Origin of the sequence: Micromonospora sp. RV43, assembly GCF_001029515.1 — a bacterium.
In the GTDB taxonomy this organism is placed as follows: Bacteria; Actinomycetota; Actinomycetes; order Mycobacteriales; family Micromonosporaceae; genus Micromonospora; species Micromonospora aurantiaca.
Genome location: NZ_LEKG01000002.1, coordinates 1 through 16,179, shown reverse-complemented (window position 1 = coordinate 16,179; position 16,179 = coordinate 1). Strand labels below are relative to the sequence as shown.

At 70.7% G+C, this 16,179-nt stretch carries 18 protein-coding genes; 10 read left to right on the top strand and 8 right to left on the bottom strand.

Annotation, left to right across the window (positions count from 1 at the left end):
• Positions 1–173: 173 nt before the first annotated feature.
• Positions 174–761, top strand: coding sequence for a class IV adenylate cyclase (locus tag ABD52_RS01130; protein WP_200905145.1), 588 nt, complete (start codon positions 174–176; stop codon positions 759–761).
• 73 nt (positions 762–834) lie between these two features.
• Here ABD52_RS01130 and ABD52_RS01125 read toward each other — a convergent pair whose 3' ends face one another.
• From ABD52_RS01125 to ABD52_RS01095, 7 genes are all read right to left on the bottom strand, one after another.
• Positions 835–1,287 (bottom strand): PPC domain-containing DNA-binding protein, encoded by a 453-nt coding sequence (locus tag ABD52_RS01125; protein WP_047890453.1) that lies wholly within the window; start codon positions 1,285–1,287, stop codon positions 835–837.
• An 83-nt stretch (positions 1,288–1,370) separates the two neighbouring features.
• On the bottom strand, positions 1,371–2,078 hold the full coding sequence (locus ABD52_RS01120; protein WP_047890452.1) for a creatininase family protein: 708 nt from the start codon (positions 2,076–2,078) through the stop codon (positions 1,371–1,373).
• Positions 2,079–2,082: 4 nt separating this feature from the next.
• A complete protein-coding gene (locus ABD52_RS01115) occupies positions 2,083–2,910 on the bottom strand; it encodes an endonuclease/exonuclease/phosphatase family protein (RefSeq protein WP_053065251.1) in 828 nt (275 codons plus the stop codon).
• Positions 2,911–2,925: 15 nt separating this feature from the next.
• Positions 2,926–3,525 (bottom strand): dTMP kinase, encoded by a 600-nt coding sequence (tmk, locus tag ABD52_RS01110; protein WP_047890451.1) that lies wholly within the window; start codon positions 3,523–3,525, stop codon positions 2,926–2,928.
• Complete coding sequence (locus ABD52_RS40495) at positions 3,522–4,625, bottom strand: radical SAM protein (protein ID WP_047890450.1); 1,104 nt, start codon at positions 4,623–4,625, stop codon at positions 3,522–3,524. Before ABD52_RS40495 ends, tmk begins: the two co-directional genes overlap by 4 nt.
• Complete coding sequence (locus ABD52_RS01100; RefSeq protein ID WP_047890449.1) at positions 4,622–5,593, bottom strand: phosphotransferase; 972 nt, start codon at positions 5,591–5,593, stop codon at positions 4,622–4,624. The genes ABD52_RS40495 and ABD52_RS01100 overlap by 4 nt, the downstream gene beginning before the upstream one ends.
• Positions 5,590–6,177: an HD domain-containing protein gene (locus tag ABD52_RS01095; RefSeq protein ID WP_047890448.1), complete on the bottom strand. Its 588-nt coding sequence runs from the start codon at positions 6,175–6,177 to the stop codon at positions 5,590–5,592. The genes ABD52_RS01100 and ABD52_RS01095 overlap by 4 nt, the downstream gene beginning before the upstream one ends.
• Before the next feature lie 36 nt (positions 6,178–6,213).
• On the opposite strand from ABD52_RS01095, the gene ABD52_RS01090 reads away from it, so the two are divergent.
• Positions 6,214–6,660: a hypothetical protein gene (locus tag ABD52_RS01090; protein ID WP_047890447.1), complete on the top strand. Its 447-nt coding sequence runs from the start codon at positions 6,214–6,216 to the stop codon at positions 6,658–6,660.
• Here the strand turns inward: ABD52_RS01090 and ABD52_RS01085 are convergent.
• Positions 6,650–7,261 carry a hypothetical protein gene (locus ABD52_RS01085; RefSeq protein ID WP_047890446.1) on the bottom strand — a complete coding sequence of 204 codons (612 nt, stop codon included), beginning with the start codon at positions 7,259–7,261 and terminating at the stop codon, positions 6,650–6,652. The two genes, ABD52_RS01090 and ABD52_RS01085, sit on opposite strands and share 11 nt — an antisense overlap.
• Positions 7,262–7,711: 450 nt before the next feature.
• On the opposite strand from ABD52_RS01085, the gene ABD52_RS01080 reads away from it, so the two are divergent.
• Genes ABD52_RS01080 through ABD52_RS01045 form a run of 8 tightly spaced genes read left to right on the top strand, consistent with a single transcriptional unit; the run spans position 7,712 to position 15,843 of the window.
• Entirely contained in the window at positions 7,712–10,096 is a 2,385-nt protein-coding gene (locus ABD52_RS01080; RefSeq protein ID WP_161801591.1) for a nitrate- and nitrite sensing domain-containing protein, read from the top strand.
• A complete protein-coding gene (locus tag ABD52_RS01075; RefSeq protein ID WP_047890444.1) occupies positions 10,093–10,503 on the top strand; it encodes a roadblock/LC7 domain-containing protein in 411 nt (136 codons plus the stop codon). Before ABD52_RS01080 ends, ABD52_RS01075 begins: the two co-directional genes overlap by 4 nt.
• Positions 10,500–11,096 carry an ATP/GTP-binding protein gene (locus ABD52_RS01070; protein WP_047890443.1) on the top strand — a complete coding sequence of 199 codons (597 nt, stop codon included), beginning with the start codon at positions 10,500–10,502 and terminating at the stop codon, positions 11,094–11,096. The genes ABD52_RS01075 and ABD52_RS01070 overlap by 4 nt, the downstream gene beginning before the upstream one ends.
• A 48-nt stretch (positions 11,097–11,144) precedes the next feature.
• Positions 11,145–12,359 (top strand): ABC transporter substrate-binding protein, encoded by a 1,215-nt coding sequence (locus tag ABD52_RS01065; protein ID WP_053065250.1) that lies wholly within the window; start codon positions 11,145–11,147, stop codon positions 12,357–12,359.
• Between the two features lie 29 nt (positions 12,360–12,388).
• Complete coding sequence (locus ABD52_RS01060) at positions 12,389–13,258, top strand: ABC transporter permease (RefSeq protein WP_047890442.1); 870 nt, start codon at positions 12,389–12,391, stop codon at positions 13,256–13,258.
• The gene (locus tag ABD52_RS01055) at positions 13,255–14,322 is read left to right on the top strand and encodes a branched-chain amino acid ABC transporter permease (protein WP_152748163.1); all 1,068 of its coding nucleotides are present in this window, start codon (positions 13,255–13,257) and stop codon (positions 14,320–14,322) included. The genes ABD52_RS01060 and ABD52_RS01055 overlap by 4 nt, the downstream gene beginning before the upstream one ends.
• Positions 14,319–15,116 carry an ABC transporter ATP-binding protein gene (locus ABD52_RS01050; protein WP_200905144.1) on the top strand — a complete coding sequence of 266 codons (798 nt, stop codon included), beginning with the start codon at positions 14,319–14,321 and terminating at the stop codon, positions 15,114–15,116. Before ABD52_RS01055 ends, ABD52_RS01050 begins: the two co-directional genes overlap by 4 nt.
• Positions 15,100–15,843 (top strand): ABC transporter ATP-binding protein, encoded by a 744-nt coding sequence (locus tag ABD52_RS01045; protein WP_047890440.1) that lies wholly within the window; start codon positions 15,100–15,102, stop codon positions 15,841–15,843. Before ABD52_RS01050 ends, ABD52_RS01045 begins: the two co-directional genes overlap by 17 nt.
• Positions 15,844–16,179: the final 336 nt, after the last annotated feature.

Genomic DNA, 16,179 nt, shown 5'->3' with positions numbered 1-16,179 from the left:
GGTACGAACGCTCGCGCGAGGCGAGGCAGGTTGGCGTGGGAGCACTGTAGTGCAGGTCTGTGATGCGTCAGCTACTCAGCGGCTTCATCCAGCACTCTTCCGACAAAGTTCCGACATTGGCCTCGTGGTCGTCCGAACTCGCGTGACCTGCGATGCTCGTATGCTCCCTGCTCGTGACCCACGAGCCGGCCAACAATGATCATGAGGTTGAAGCCAAGTACCGCGTCGACGACCTGCAGAGGTTGATCACGGCGCTCGCCCGGCGGCAGGTCGTGTTGACGGAGCCGTCGGTCCAGGACGACCAGGCGTACGCACCAGCCGGCTGGTCGTACGGAATGTCGAAGGTCGGTGTGCCGTTCGCGCGTCTTCGCACGCAGGAGGGGCGCCATCTGTTCACCGTGAAGAAGCCGATCGACAATGAGATGGCGTGCCTGGAGCACGAATGCGTGATCCTCGACCGTCACGCGATGCACGCTGCTCTAGCGACGATGGGTTGGGTGCCAACCGTACGAATCGTCAAGCACCGCCGAACTGGCGATTGGGACGGCGCGACGGTCTGCGTCGACGTTGTCGACGGGCTCGGCGCATTCGTCGAGGTGGAACGGGTGGTCAGCTCCCAGCACTCGGGTGAACAGGTGCAGCACGGACTCGATGCGATGATCCGCTCACTCGGCGTGCCTGTACTGCGGGTCGTGGACACCTACGACACATTGATCTGGAATCTGACGAGCGCGGCTGTTGGGACGTCGGCGCGGGTCTGAGGGGGTCGAGTCCACGGCTGTTGTCGCCCCGGCTGTGCCGGCTGTAAGCCTGGGCTGCCGCGCTCGGCTGTCTTCAAGGGAATTGTAGGAGTGGCACGTCGTAGAGGTCGGTTTGGCGGACGCGCCTCATCGATGGCTCGGCGATCTCAGTAATGATCATCTCGGTGAGGAACTGGACGGTCGCGGCGAGCAGGTGGCTGGTGTGGGCGGTGGCGCTGTGCGCTTTCAAGCCGACGGTGAGGTGGATGTGCGGCTGGATGGTGTCGGGGTCGTAGGCGAGGGTGCCGCCGCCGAGGGCCTCAATGTTGGTCAGATGGACTTTGGACCAAACGGGGGCGTCTGGGTTGTCGAGGCGTTCGCAGGTGCCGACGATGTCTGCGGTGGCGAGGCCGGCGATGAAGGTGGGGATGTAGCCCTGGCGGATGTCGTGGGTGCGGCAGGTGCGGTCGAGGGCGTCGTAGAAGTCTTCCCCGTGGTCGAAGACGGCGACGATGGTGCGGCCGGGGACGACTTCGCGGCTCCGCAATGTGGGCTCCTTCGAGTTTCGGCTCGCGCGCAGTGAGTGATGGGTGCCGCCGGGAGGATTTGTTGCGTGGCGCGAGTGCTGGCCTATTGACGGGTAAGCATGATGAGGGTGTCTTCGAAGCTGCGGGCAAGGCTGGCGAGCACGGCCTGTCCCTTGGCTTCGGCGGCCAGAGATGGTTGCCCGATTACTCCGGTGCTCGTGTAGGCGGTCATGCCGAGTGTCAGGAGGTGTGGCCGCTCGGTGAGGTGATCGGCGGTTCCGAAGTCCGAGCCGACGGCATCCGGCGCGGCGTGGAGAAGGATCGAGGTCTCAATCTCTCCGGCGTGCATGTCGTCGTGGGTGGTGCTTTGCAGTCCGGCGTCGCGGCGTGCTTGGTCCCAGTCCTGTCGACCTGGGAAGAGCGCGAGGCGTGGCCGGTCAGTGTTGGCCTCCTGGACGACGTTGGACAAAACGTAGTTGCCGCCGTGCCCGTTGACGAGCACGAGACGATCGATGCCTTGGCCGTGGAGGGACGCCACGACGTCGTTGATGATGGCGGTGAGGGTGGTGGAGCTGAGACTGACAGTTCCTCGCCACGCCGCGTGCTCGTGAGAGCAGGAGAGGGTGATTGGCGGAAGTAGAAACAGGTCGTAACGTTCCGCCAGCGCGTTAGCGATGGCGCTGGCCACGATGGTGTCGGTGGCGAGCGGTAGGTGTGGGCCGTGTTGTTCGAAGCTGCCGATGGGGAGGACAGCGACCGTCGCTCGGCGGCGGGCTTCGTCGGCCGCCGTGGCGATCGTCCAGAGGGTCACGCGCCTATTCTGCCGCTCGTCTGGAAGACGTACGGGACGTCAAGGGAGCTTCGGCGTTGCCAGTACCGGCACCGCGCCCGCAGGCACGCCGTACGTCGATGTCGGCGCTGTGCGCGCAGTGGTCGGTGAGACCTTCAAGCCGAGGTTGGTCCAGGTAGGCGGCATCTGTCAGATGGGGCAGTAGCCCAGGGCCGGCATGGAGGTAGTCGAAGCGGTATCCGTTTCCGGCACGGCCGATCCAGCTGTGTGCCTGCACGTCGGGGTGCAGAGTCCTGTGGACGTCAGTGAGCCCGAGTGCGGTGAGGGCGTCGAGAAAGTCGTACTCAAAGGGTCGAAAGCCGGGGTAGCGGGGTTGGTGGTTACGGCTGATGACGTTGTAGTCCCCGCCGACCACCAGGTGTGCGCGGTCGGTGGTAGGTAGTCGGCCCAGGGTGTCGGTGACGGTGGTGAGGAAGGTCCGCTTCCTGGTGAGCTTGGCCGGTGCCCGGTCGCTGGAGGGGACGTAGAGGCCGAGGATCGCCACGGCAGGGTCGGTGTCGAGGATGACGGCGGGGGCCCGGCCAGGCAGGCTGATGCCCGCGGTGAGGTGCGGGGCTGGGCGGGTGGGGATGCGGCTGGCGATGGCACAGCTGCGGTCGCCGTCGGGTGAGGGCTGGTGAGTGATGAACAGCCCGGCTGCGCGCAGGCCGGTGAGAAGGTGCCGGGTACCGGGTCCGTTGCTGGTTTCGGTCAGGATGACCACGTGGTCATCGCGCTGCAGCAGCCAGGTCAGAAGGTTCTGCGCACGGGCGAGGGCGGCGGCCTGCACGTTGATCGTCAGGATGGACAGCACGGTGAGCCTCGCTGGTCAGGGGCCATCGGCGGGTAGCAGGGCGAGAATAGTGTCCACGACCTGTTCGGGGGTGAGGCCGTGGCAGGCGACGACGTGTTGGCGCCACTGCTGCCGGTGCAGGTGGGTGGCGGCGTCGCGGTAGAGGGCGAGTTCTTTCTCGGGTGAGCCGGCCAGTTCCAGCCTGGTCAGGTGCGGCCTGGCTGCCAGTCGGGTACGGATGACCTCTGAGTGGTCTTCGAGGTAGATGACGGTGGCGGGCAGGACGTAGCGGTTGTAGGACCAGATCTCGCCGAGGTCGAGGCCGTCGATGCGTTGCAGCACCAGGGAGGAGGCGACGTACCGGTCGGTCACGACGTGGAGTCCGTCGTCGAGCCGGGGGATGATTTCCGTTTCGATGTGCGCGGCGCGGTCGGCGGCCAGGGCGAGGGCCAGTGCCTTGCCGTGCAGGAAGGACTCCTGGCGGCGCAGGAGTTGGCCCAGGGGCGTGCGGGTGGGCTCGCCGGTCAGGTGGACCCCTGCCGGTCCGAGTTCGGCGAGGCGGTCGGCCAGGAGTCGGGCGACGGTGCTCTTGCCGACTCCGTTGGGGCCCTCCACGGCGATGAACAGGCTGCTCACCCCTTCGCCGGGTACAGCGGAAGCAGTCGACGGCCGTGTGGTGCTGTGACCGGGCACTGCTCGGTGTCGACGTCGCCGATGCGCCCACCTGCGGCGACGACCGCGGCGGGGCAGCCCTTGCCGCACTGTCCGGCCAGCGCGCAGGAGCCGCAGGTCGGGTTGGCGCCGAGCCGGTAGCGGCCGTGGAAGTTATAGGCGTCGAGGCCGGTGACAACCTCACTATCGAGGATGTTGCCCGTCAGAAACTCGGTGTCGTGGTGTGCGGAGGCCGGCGTGCGAGCGGCGAAGACCAGGTAGGGGCACACGGCGACCTGCCCGTCGACGAAGACGTAGATCAGTTTTCCCGCAACGCACCCGCCCAGCGGCAGGTCGTCGTTAGGGAACCGGATTCGCACGAGGTCGACTTGGCCGGCGAAGCGGTCGGTCACGGCCGTGATGGCGTCCATCGCGGCCGTGGTGGCGGCGAGCTTACTGCGGCTCTTCACCCCCCGTCCGAAGGAGGACAGCGGGTTCATCAGCACGTACTCGGCGCCGACGTCGACGGCGAAGGCGCACAGGTCGGCGAACTCCTCCGGCACGGTCAGCGCGTTGGGCGTGGACAGCAGGCCCTTGAGCAGGCCGGCATCGGCGAACTTGCGGGTGGTGGCGACAGTGGTGGCGAACGACGACCGGTCGCCGCGGAACTTGCCGTGGCTGTCGGGCCGGAACCCGTCAAAGGACACGTTGACGTGAACGTTGCCCAAGGCGGCCAAGGCGGCTATATCGGCGTCGCGGGTCAGCGTCGCGTTGGTGCAGATGCCCACCGGCAGTCCCTGATCGGCCACCGCCTGGCACATGGCGATCAGGTCGGGGTGGACGAAGGGCTCGCCCCCGGTGAGCGTGAGGCGTTCGACTCGGGCGTCGAGCAGCCGGGGCAACACTCGGATGGTGAAGTCGCCCAGGTACAGGTCAGAACCGACTGCGGTCGAGGAGACGAAGCAGTGGGCGCAGTGCAGGTTGCACCGTTCAGTGATCTGCACCAACGCCTTGCGTCCATCCCCGCCGACGGAGGTGCGGAAGTAGCAGGACGAGGCGTGGGTGTCCACGATGAGGCGCTTCATAAGGATCTTCCCGCGGTAGTGAGATGAACTCCGGACGCGCCAAACGGGGCGGCGTCGAGCAGTTGCGCGGCAGCGTGCAGTTGGCGGTGCACGACCTGGGCATGAGAGCCATCGGTGTGGGGCCGGTGGTGGCCTGCGGCGGCCGTGGTCAGAAACCACCAGGCTGCCCACACGCGGTGCCATCCCAGCGCCCACTGAGCCGGCGGCAGGCCACCGCGGTCTGAGTGAGCGTCGGTGCTGCCGCCAGCCTCGACGTAGGCGCGGATCAGGCGGGTGAGTTGGGCGGGGTCTGCGGCGTTGCGGGTGCCGAACCAGGTGGCGAGGTCGAGCAGGCCCGGTCCGGTGAATGCTTTCGCCCAGTCGACGAGACGGCATCCCGCGCGGCTGACGTGCAGCGAGCTGCGATGGAACTCGCCGTGGCACAGCCCGAAGGGTTCTCGCTCGGCGCCGTCGGCGCGTCTGCCCGCCACGGCTACCAGCCGCCGTAGCAGTTCCTCGGCCGCGCCGGAGTCGACGAAGCGGCCCTGGCGGTGCAGCTCGTCGAGTGCGGCGAGCGCCTGCTCGGGCAGGCGCGCCAGGGTCCGCTGGTCGAACACGGGCAGCGTCGGCACCGGCGGGATGGCGTGGATTGCGCTGGCGGCGGCTGCGGCCTCGGCGATAGTTGCTGAACGAAGGGGGTCCCCCAGGTCGCCCATCAGCATGCCCAGTGCGTGCGGCCGTAGCGTGTAGCCGTGCAGATGGGGCACGGTGGCGCCGTGTTCGTTGAGGTGCCGCAGCACGGCGGCTTCACCGGTGAACGGCGATGTGGCGAGCTTGCAGATCACACTGCTGCCGTCGCTCAGGTACAGCCGCTGCACCGTCGACAGTTCCCACTCCCGGATGACCTGCCCACCGGTCTGTTGATGGCCAGCGGCGGTGAGCAGGTCGCGGCGTAGCTGGTCCGCCAACGCGGCACCAATGGCGATCATGGTTTGCTCGCCGCCTGAATACCGGTGGCGGCTCTCTCAAGCAGCGCCAGCGCGGTGTCGAGGCGTGCCGACATTCCGGCCGGTACCCGGGGGTGGGCTGCCTGGTGAAAGGCCCGGAAGTGCGGCAGCAGCGTGAGTAGCGCCGGGCGCTTGCGGAGGAAGTCGGTGACGTCGCCGCTGGTATGCGCCCGTCGCAGCAGCGATGTCAGCGCGACGATCTTGTCGGCGGTCGAGGCGAGCAGTACCGGCAGGTCGTCGACGCGGATGGGCGGGTCCGGCATGTCGAGGGCCTGGTGCTCGGCGTGCAGGGCGGCGATGATCCGCGGTACCTGCGGGCCGTAGGCGACGGCGAGGACCTGGTAGATGTCCGGCGTGCGGGGCGCGAAGTCGGGGATGTCGTGCAGCAGCGCTGCCGCTATCAGATCAGGGTCCGGGTGTAGTACATGTTCGCCGATGGTCACGGCGACCCGGACCGCGTGGGCCAAGGCGGGGCGGTCGTCGATGGTGTGTCCGGTGCACCATCGCTGGGCGTCGCGTAGGGCGCGGTCGACGGTGGCGGCTCGGGGAGGGGATAAGACGGTCATGGCCTGATACCTCCTGGTTGCCGTAGCATCGGCGCCATGTCCGGGCCGCTACCGCAGTGGTGTGAGCAGACGTGCGTGGTGTGTCCCGCCCAGCAGCTCGGGCCGGGCCAGTTCGACGTGGTCGATCGGCCCGGACCCGAGTTCGCCTACAACCCGGACATCGGATGGCGAGTTACCGCCGAGGGCATCGCGGTGTGTGTGCACCCGTACCGGGTCGGACTGCCACCGGGCAGATACGCCTCACGCGGTGAGCCTGTCCCAGACCAGGCGTCACGACCGGCGCCGACGCCTGCCTCCCTGGTGCTTCCTGCCGACCTGGTGGATCTGGAAGGTTGGCTCGTCGCCGTGCTGCGTGACGCCCCGTCGGAGCAGATCTTCGGTGCCGTCGCCCGCGCCGAGCGCCTCGCCGGCGAGAGATTCGACCCGAAGCAGGTGGTGGCGGCCATGCGGCGGGTGTTGTCGGTGGAGCTGGCTAACCGCTGACCCCGACGGGCGCGGTCGCCGGGTCCGGCTGGTCGAAGTCGAAGTCGTGGCTGCGTCCGTCACGTCCCAGGCCTGCGGCCTGGTAGTGGGCGTTGAGCTGGTTCAGCCGGCGGGTCACCTCGGCGGAGCCCAGCCAGTACCGCAGCGGCTGCGGTCCCCAGCCGGCGGCGGCGTAGTACGCGTCGGTCAGGCAGCCGCGAGTGTAGGTGAACTCCTCCAGCTCCGTGGCGTGCGGGAACGTGACCCCGAGGTCGCGCTGCAACCGGGACATCAGGGTGAACTGGGCCAGCACGGCGTGGATCATCTCGTCGACCGGCGCCGGCACCAGCAGCTCCGCGGCCTCCTCGTCGCCGCCGGACAGCTCGAACACCGCGGCCTTGAGCGCGAGGACCCGCATCGCTTCGGTCAGCAGCGGGCCGGCGTCCCGTTCCAGGGACCACCGGCTGATCGCCGGGTACCCAGTGAACGTCGCCCAGCAGCTGGAGTACTTCATCGACGAGCTGCGCAGCCGCTCGGACGACGAGTGGCGTGTGATCAGGTCGAGGATCTCGGCGGCTCGGCGACCGACCTCAGCCGGTTCGGGCATGGTTCGTGGGGCCATGGCACATCCCTCCTACGGGAGCGTTGGGCACAGGCAGGCGAACCAGCCGGCGGCCGGCTCGCCCGTCACCGATGTCCGCGCCGCTGGCGCTCACGGTGATGCCCCATTAACGGCCGCGTGCGCGGATGTCGATAACCCGATGCCCTGACCTCTGACAAAGCTCCGACATTGACCGGCCCGGACATTGGGCGGCCTCGACGGGTGAAGCCGCGGTGCAGCGCGTCGGTAGGCGATGTTCGCCGGCCATCCCAGGCGCGCTGGCCGCCATCGAGTAAGGGCGGATTGTCGGCGGATTGTCAGACGTGCACGGCGAGCCTTACCGACATCGACGGTCTTCGCCTTTAGTCACTCTCGTCGCCGACGATGCCTGGGTTATGCCCCGGCCCGTTGCAGAGCAAGACCGTAGCGCGGAGGACCGCGCCAATTCGCCGGACTGTGGGAAGGACTGCTGTGCCTGTCGCTCGGAGGCTTGCGCTCCTGCTGCTGATCCCGTTGGCGGCGACTCTGGTCTTCGCCTCGTGGGGTGTGGCATCGACGAGCCGTCAGGCGCGCAGCGCCGACCGCCTGCAGTCGCTGGTGGCAGTGTCGGCCGCGGTGGGTGAGGTGCTGCACGAACTCGACCGGGAGCGGCAGGTCGCCGGCGGGCTGGTCGGTGATCCGGCTGATGGCCTCAACGGTTATCTCGAGCAGGTCGCGGCATCCGACCGGGCGGTGGACGCCTACCGGCAGCGCCGCGGCGAGCTCGATGCTTCGGCTTCGGTCAGTCGACTGGTGGGGCCGTTCGACGAGCAGCTGCGGTTGCTTCCGGTGTTTCGGGAGCAGGTCAAGGCGCGGTCGGCGTCGCTGACGGCGGTGCTGGTGCGGTATCGGGCGGTGCTCGTGCAGGGGCTGGCGGTGCGGGAGACCGTGGGTCAGGTCGGAGGTGCGGACGGTGCGGTGGCCGACCAGTTGCGGGTGGCGGCGGCGTTGTCGCAGGCCGGGCAGTACGCGGGTATCCAACAGGCAGCGGTAGCTGCCGGCAACGGCGCCGTGGTGTCGCAAGCGGTGCAGCGGGAGCTGGCCGCGACCCGTGCCGGGTATGACGAGGCGTTGCTGGCGGTGTCGCAGCGGTCGCCGGCGCGGTGGCGGTCGTGGCTGGACCAGGCGCTGTCCGGGCCGCAGGTCCTCGCGGCGCAGCGTCTCGACGACGAGGTCGCCCGCACTGAGGTGGGTCAGCGGTTGCGGGTGAACGCGTCCCGGTGGGCTGCGGCCAGTAGTGAGCGGCGCGACCGGCTGCACGAGGTGCAGACCCGCGTCGACGCGGACATCGCCGCCGAGGTGGGGCGGCAACGCCGACAGCAGTGGATGACCACGGGTGTGCTGTCGGCGGTCGCCGTGGCGCTGACCGTGGCCGCCGCCGTGCTGGCGTGGCGGCAGGGGCGGGCGTTGGCGAGGCGGCTGCGGCGGGTCCGTGACGCGGTGACCCGTGTCGCGGAGCGGGACCTGCCGGACCTGGTCCGCCGGGTCGACGCGGCGGATCCTGCCGACCCGGCGTCGGTTCCGCCGCCGCCTGCCGCGCTGGCACCCGATCCGGCGCGGGACGAGGTGGACGAGGTGGCCGCCGCGTTCGACACGCTGGCGTTGAACACGTACCGGATCTCGACGGATCTGGCGCGGCAGCGGCGGGTGGCGGCCGGTGCGGTGGAGGCGGTGGGTCGGCGGTGTCAGGGGATGACACATCGGCTGCTGCGCGAGTTGGACATGGCCGAGCGGGACGAGAAGGACGCCGCGACCCTGGCGACGTTCTTCGCGGTGGACAGTCTCGCCGCGCAGTTGCTGCACGCCACGCAGAGCCTGTTGGTGCTGTCGGGACGGTCGTTGGGGGCGGTGCATCCGCAGCCGGCGGAGTTGGTGACGGTGGCGCAGGCGGCGCAGGGCCGGATCCAGGAGTACCGCCGGGTGCGGCTCGGTGTGATCGACGAGCGGGTGCTGGTGCCGCCACCCATGATTGACGACCTGGTCCATCTGTTGGCGTCGCTGCTGGACAACGCGACTCGCTACAGCCCCGGCGACGCGGTGGTCACCGGGCATCTTCTGGGCAACCGGGCGATCATCCAGGTCACCGACACCGGGCCCGGCATCAAGGCTGACCTGCTGGTTCGGCTCAACGCCGAGCTGGCCGAACCCGCGCCGATGATCGAGGTGGAGCACATCCGGCGCCAGGGCCTGGTCACCGTCGCGCTGCTGGCCGCAGCGCATGGGCTGCGCGTGCGGCTGCTGCCGGGACAGCCGCACGGCACGGTAGCGGAGGTCGAGATCCCCGCCGACAAGCTCCTGATCAGCGTTCCGGAGCCGGCCGCGCTGCCCACCGGCCCGATCGCCGGACGGCGTGCTCCCGGCGGCACGCCCGCGTCCACCCTTACCCTGCCCGCGCCCATGGCGGCACCGGCTGGGCGCGGCGGCTCGGCCGCGCTGCCCACCCGGCGCCGGTCGTCCACCCCGAGCGCGGCGGACTGCCCTACCCAGGCGCTGCCGGTGATTCCGGTGCCCCGTCGGGCGACTGAGTCGGAGTCGACGCCGGCCTACGACGAGACAGCCCGACACCTGCCGGCTCCGGCGTGGTTCGTCGAGGGAGCCACAGTGCACGTGCCCTCCACCCCTGCGCGCGGGCTGCCCGGACAGGACGCCACCACGGCCAACGGCCTGCCGAAGCGGCAGCCCATGTCCGCGTTCACACCCCCGCCCCTGCCCGCTGCCGACGCGCCGGTCCGCTCAATGGGTGGCCTGGCCCGTACGGCGGGGGCCTACCAGCGCGGCCTTGAGCGCCGCTTTCCCCAGTCGAAGGGCCAGTCATGAGCGATCTGAGTTACCTGCTGAACACCAACCTCGTCGCCCGCGTGCCCGGGATCAGCCAGGCCGTGGCGGTGTCGGCCGACGGGCTGCTGCTGGCCTGGACCGACGGGCTCAACCGGGACGCCGCCGAGCGCCTCGCCGCGGTGGCGGCCGGGATGAACAGCCTGCTCAACGGCGCCGCCCGCGACCTGTCCGCGGGCGGGGTGCGGGGCAACCTGACCGAGCTGGCGCACGGGTTCCTGATTCTGGTGGCGGTGAGCACCGGCGCGTCGCTGCTGACCCTGGCCACCCGCGACGCCGACCTCGCGTTCGTCACCGAGGAACTCGGCCGTTTCGCCGAGCAGGTCGGCGACCAGCTCACCCCCGCCTTCGCCGGCACACTCACCACCGCGGCGGCCGGCCGGCGATGACCGCACCCGCCCTCACTGTCCGGCGACCCGCCGGTGGGCCGCCGAGCCTGAAGATCGTGCTCACCGGGCCGTTCGGCGTCGGGAAGACCACCCTCGTCGGCGCGGTCTCCGACATCGCACCGGTCACCACCGAGGCCCGTATGTCCGCCGGAAACGCCGACGACGACACGACCCTCATGCCGGCCAAGACCACCACCACGGTGGCGATGGACTTCGGCCGCCTCGACGTCGACGGCGTCACCGTCTACGTCTACGGCACCCCGGGCCAGCACCGCTTTTGGTTCATGTGGGACGCCATCGTCCGGGGCGCCGCCGGGTCCGTGGTCCTGGTCGACACCCGCCGACTGCAGGACTCGTTTCGCCACCTCGACTACGTCGACCACGTCCGGCTGCCCTACGTCGTCGCGGTCAACCAGTTCCCCGGTGCCCGCTCCTACCCCGCGTCGGCCATCCGTGAAGCCCTCGCCCTGGCCGCGGACGTGCCGATCGTCGACATCGACGCCCGCGACCGCGACAGCGTCCGCCGACTGCTCATCGCCCTCATCGAGCACGTCATCACCCAGACCACCCGCTCGGCGGTCGCACAGCCCTGAGCACCCGCCGCACCCCACCCCTCACCCCCTGACGAAGGAGCATCTTCGATGTCTGATCCCCGACCACGCCTGCGACGTGGGCTCGCCGCCCTGACCGCGGCCGGTCTCCTGCTAACCGGCGCCGCGTGCAGCAGCACCCCCACCGACTCCGGCTCGGTCCGTGTGGGGCTGCTGGTCTCACTGTCGGGCACCTACGCCACCGTCGGCGAGGACATGCAGCGCGGCTTCCGCCTCTACCTCGACACCCACGACGGCAAACTCGGCGGTCGAAAGGTCGACCTGGTCGTGGCCGACGAGGGCGACGGCCCCGCCACGGCCGTCCCCGCCGCGCAGAAGCTCCTCGAACGAGACCAGGTGGTCGCCCTGACCGGGCTGGTGGGCGGCGCGACGGTCGACAAGGTGCAGACGCTCACCACGCAGCGGAAGATCCCCCTGCTCGGCGCGAACGCCCGGCCAGCGTTCGCACCCGTCGGCGGCAAGCCACGCGACCTGGCCTACACCTGGCACACCTCCTACAACTCCGACGAGCCGGGCATTGCCATCGCCGAGTACGTCAAGGCGCAGGTCGGCGACGGTCAGGTGTACGCGATCGGCCCGGACTACCAGGGCGGCTACGACGAACTACGGGGCTTCACCGACACCTTCACCCGCCTCGGCGGGAAACTCGCCAACCCCGACGGCAAGCCCCTGTTCACCCCGTTCCCGGCGACGGAGAACTTCCTGCCGTACTTGAACAAGGCCGCCGAGACCAAACCGAAGGCCGTCTACACCTTCTACGCCGGGGCCGCGGCGGTGGCGTTCGTCAAGCAGTACGCACAGTCCGACCTCGCCGACGTCCCGCTTTACGCCGCCGGCTTCCTGACCGAAGGGTCCGTGCTCACCGCGCAAGGACCGGCGGCCACCGGCATCCGCAACGTCCTCAACTACAGCCCCACCCTCGCGAACCAGGCCAACCAGGACTTCGTCGCCGCCTGGTCCGCCGCCGGCCATCCGGGCCAGCCGACGACCTTCGCGATGGCCTCCTACGACGCCGCCGCCGTCCTCGACCGGGCGCTGACCGCCGTAAACGGCGAAGTGACCGGGGAGAAGCTCAACGCCGCGATCGGGCAGGTCGGGCGGGTCGTCTCCCCGCGCGGGGACTGGCAGTTCCACCCCACCGAGCACCGCCCAGTGCAGCGCTGGTACCTGCGCGAGGTCCGCAACGACGGCCCGGTGCTGTCCAACGTCCTGGTGCAGGACCTCACCACCCTGCCCGCCATCTGACCAGACCAAGCACACGAGAAGGGGGTGCGGTGCGCGTGGACGCCTACCTGATACCCGCCGTCGACGGCGTCGCCTACGGACTGCTCCTGGCCATCGCCGCCGCGGGGTTGACCGTCGCGTTCGGCGCCGGGGGTGTGCTCAACCTCGCGCACGGCACCCTGATCGCCGCCGGAGGCTACGTCGCCGCCGCCACCAGCTCGGGGACCTGGCCAAGCCTCGCCGCCGCGGTCGCACTGGCGGCCGGTGTGGGAGCCGCCGGCGGCGGGGTGCTCGCCGCCGCAACCGCCGCACTGCACGGTCGGGGGCACCTCGACCAGGCGCTGCTCACCTTCGGTGTCGCGCTCATCGGCACCGACCTGCTCACCACCGCCTACGGCCCCGACACCCTGCGACCTCGCCTGCCCGAGGTGTTGGAGGCGACCGTCCGGGTTGCCGGGCACCGGTATCCGGTCGACCGGCTCGCCGTGCTGGGCGTCGCGGTCGCGGTCGTCGCCGCCGGATACGTGGTACTGCACCGCACCCGCGCCGGCCGGCTGATCCGCGCCACCGTCGACGACCGGGCCATGGTCGCCGGCATCGGTGTGCACCCCCGCCTGGTGGACGCGGCAGTCCTGGTCGCCGCCGGGGCACTCGCCGGCCTTGCCGGGGCGTTGACCACGCCGATCCTCGGCGTCGGCCCGCACACCCCCGACACCGCGCTGCTGCTGTCGCTGATCATCGTGGTCTGCGGTGGCCTCGGCTCCGTGCCCGGCGCGCTCGCCGCCGCCCTCGCCGTGGGCGTCGTGCAGACCGTCGGCGTGACGTCGTTCCCGGCGGTCGCCCCGTACCTGCTGATCGGCGCCATGGCCGTGGTGCTGCTGGCCCGCCGGACCAGCCTCCCCACCGGGGCGTCGGCGTGAGCGGTCCACGGCACGACATATCGGCGATGGTGGTGCGCGCGCTGGCACTACGCGCGCACCCGTGGTCGGCACTCGGGCTGGCAGCGGCGGTGGTGGGCGCGGTGGCGGTGTCACCGGATCCGTACCTGCACGCCACCGCCGCGCGGATGCTGCCGCTGGCGGTGCTGGCGGTCAGCGTCGCGGTGGTCACCGGCCACGCGGGACTGCCCACGCTCGGCCAGGTCGCCCCGTACGCTGCCGGCGCCTACACCACCGCCCGGCTCGCCCTCGCCGGCACCGGCCTCGCCCCGCTGCACCTGCTGGCGGCGGCCGTGGCGGGAGCACTGACCGCCGGGGCCCTCGGCGCGGTGCTGGTCCACTACCGCGCCACGGTGTTCCTCATGCTCAGCCTCGCCGTCGCGGAACTGACCGCGATCACCGCCGCCCAGTGGCGCACTGTCAGCGGCGGCACCGACGGGCTCGCCGGGATCCCCGCCCCCCGCCTGCTGCCCGGCCTGCCGCCGCTGACCGCCGACCGCACGGTGCTGCTCTACACCGCCGCCGTGGCGATCGCCGCGACAACCGCCGCCGTGGCGCTGCTCGGCGGCGACCAGCGGACGCTGCTGGCGGCCGTGCGCGGCAACGAGGCCCGCGCGAGCGCCAGCGGCCATCAGGTCACCGCCTACCTGTGGACGGCGCAGACCGGCGCGGGTGCGCTCGCCGGGATCGGCGGGGCCCTGCTCATCCACACCCACCGGTGGGTCCCCCCCGCCGATGTCGGCTTCTCCACCGCCGCCCTCGCGCTGCTCGCCGTGGTCATCGGCGGCGCCACGTCGCTGCCCGGCGCCGCCGCCACCACGATCGCGGTCCTCGCCGTGCGCGACGTCGTGGGTGCGTGGCTGCCCGGTCACGCGCCCCTGCTTCTCGGCGCCCTGTTCATCACCGCGGTGTACCTGCTGCCCGGCGGCCTGACCGCTCTTCCCGCACGACTGGCCAGCCTGCCCATCCGTCATCACCGTCGGCACCGTCCCGCTCTGCACACGTCCGACAACCCAGCCCAACCCGTCACCAGGAGCACCCCGTGAGGACCGTCCACCGCATCGACCCCGACGGCATGCCGTCGCAGCGCGAGCCGGGGGACATCGACCGCGCCCACGGCAACGGCCTCGTCGCGACCGGCCTACGCCACGCCTACGGACAACTGACCGTCCTCGACCTGGACACCTTCACCGTCGCCCCCGGCGACCGCCACGCCGTCATCGGCCCCAACGGTGCCGGCAAGTCCACCCTGCTGAACCTCCTCGCCGGCACCACCCGCACGCAGGCCGGCACCATCACCTACAACGGACAAGCCATCACCCGCCGCGGCCCCGCCTGGCGTGCCCGCGCCGGCATCGGTCGCACCTTCCAACACCCCCGCGTCTACCCCAACCTGACAGTGCTGGACTGCGTGCGCATGGGCGGCTGGCACCACCGCCACCAACCCGAACGCACGCCTCTGGAAGCCCTCGACCTCGTCGGCCTGATCGGGTACGCCGACTACCCGACCGCCGCGCTGTCGCACGGGCACCGACGCATGCTCGACCTCGCCGTCGCTCTGGCCGGACAACCCCGCGTGCTGCTACTCGACGAGCCCGCCGCCGGCCTCACCGACACCGACACCACCCGCCTGCTCGACATCCTCGGGCGTCTGCCCGGCTGGATGGCGGTCGTGCTCGTCGAGCACCACATGGACGTCGTCGCCGCCCTCGCCGACTGGACCACCGTCCTGCACCATGGCCGTCGCCACACCGACGGCCCCACCGACACCGTGCGCGCCGACCCTGCCGTCACCGCCCTCTACCTCGGCACCGGGGGTGACGATGCTGCGCATCGGTGACCTCGCCGCCGGCTACCGCCCCGACACCCCTGTCCTGCACCACATCACCATCGACCTGACGGCCGTCGCCGTGCACACCGTGGTCGGACCCAACGGCGCCGGGAAGACCACCCTGCTGCACACCCTCGCCGGACACCTGCGACCCACCATCGGGTGGGTCCTGCTCGACGGCCGCGACGTGACCGGCTGGACCCCTGTCCGCGCCGCCCGCGCCGGGGTCGCCCTTGCCCCGCAGGGGCGGCGGCTGTGGCCGTCGCTGACCGTCGCCGAACACCTCACCGTCACCCGGCCGCCCGCTCACCGCCCGGACAGCCGCGCCTGGAGCGTGGACGAACTGCTGGAAATGTTCCCAGCCCTCGCGGCCCGGCTGCGCCACCGCGGCCACCAACTCTCCGGCGGGGAGCAGCAGATGCTCACCATCGCCCGCGCCCTGCGCACCGCGCCCCGGCTGCTGCTGTGCGACGAACCCACCGAAGGACTCGCCCCCACCATGGCCACGCACGTCACCCGAGCGCTGCGGGACCTGCCCTGCCACGGCGTCACCGTCCTCGCCGCTGTGCCGCACGCCCGCGCCGCTGCCACCCTCAGTGACACCGTCCACGTCCTCGCCGACGGACGCCTCACCGGACCCATCACCACCAGCGGCGGACAGGCCGAGCAGGCGCTACGCGACCACCTCACCCTAGTCTCACCCGCCCTGCCCAATCCTGGACAGGCACACCGATGACCCCCACCACTGCGGCAGTGGCGTCCCTGGTGGTGCTCGCCGCCACCGCCGTACCCGCCGCGACGATGCCAGCACCGATCCCCGCTCAGCCCAGGGCCGCGCACTGTCCCACCTCAGCGGCCCCGCAGCCCCGGCTTGCTGCGGCAGATCACACCCCCGGCCACCGGGGCACTCGAGTGGCGTACCCGCAGCGGGCGCGCATCCCGCTGCTACAGAGGTTGAAAGGCCAAGGTTCGAGTTATCTCGGTGGCTCGGGTTCGAGGGTCATGCCGGTGCTGGCGAAGAAGCCGGCGAGGAGATCGGTCTGTTGCTGACACGCGCGTAGTCGACGTTTGA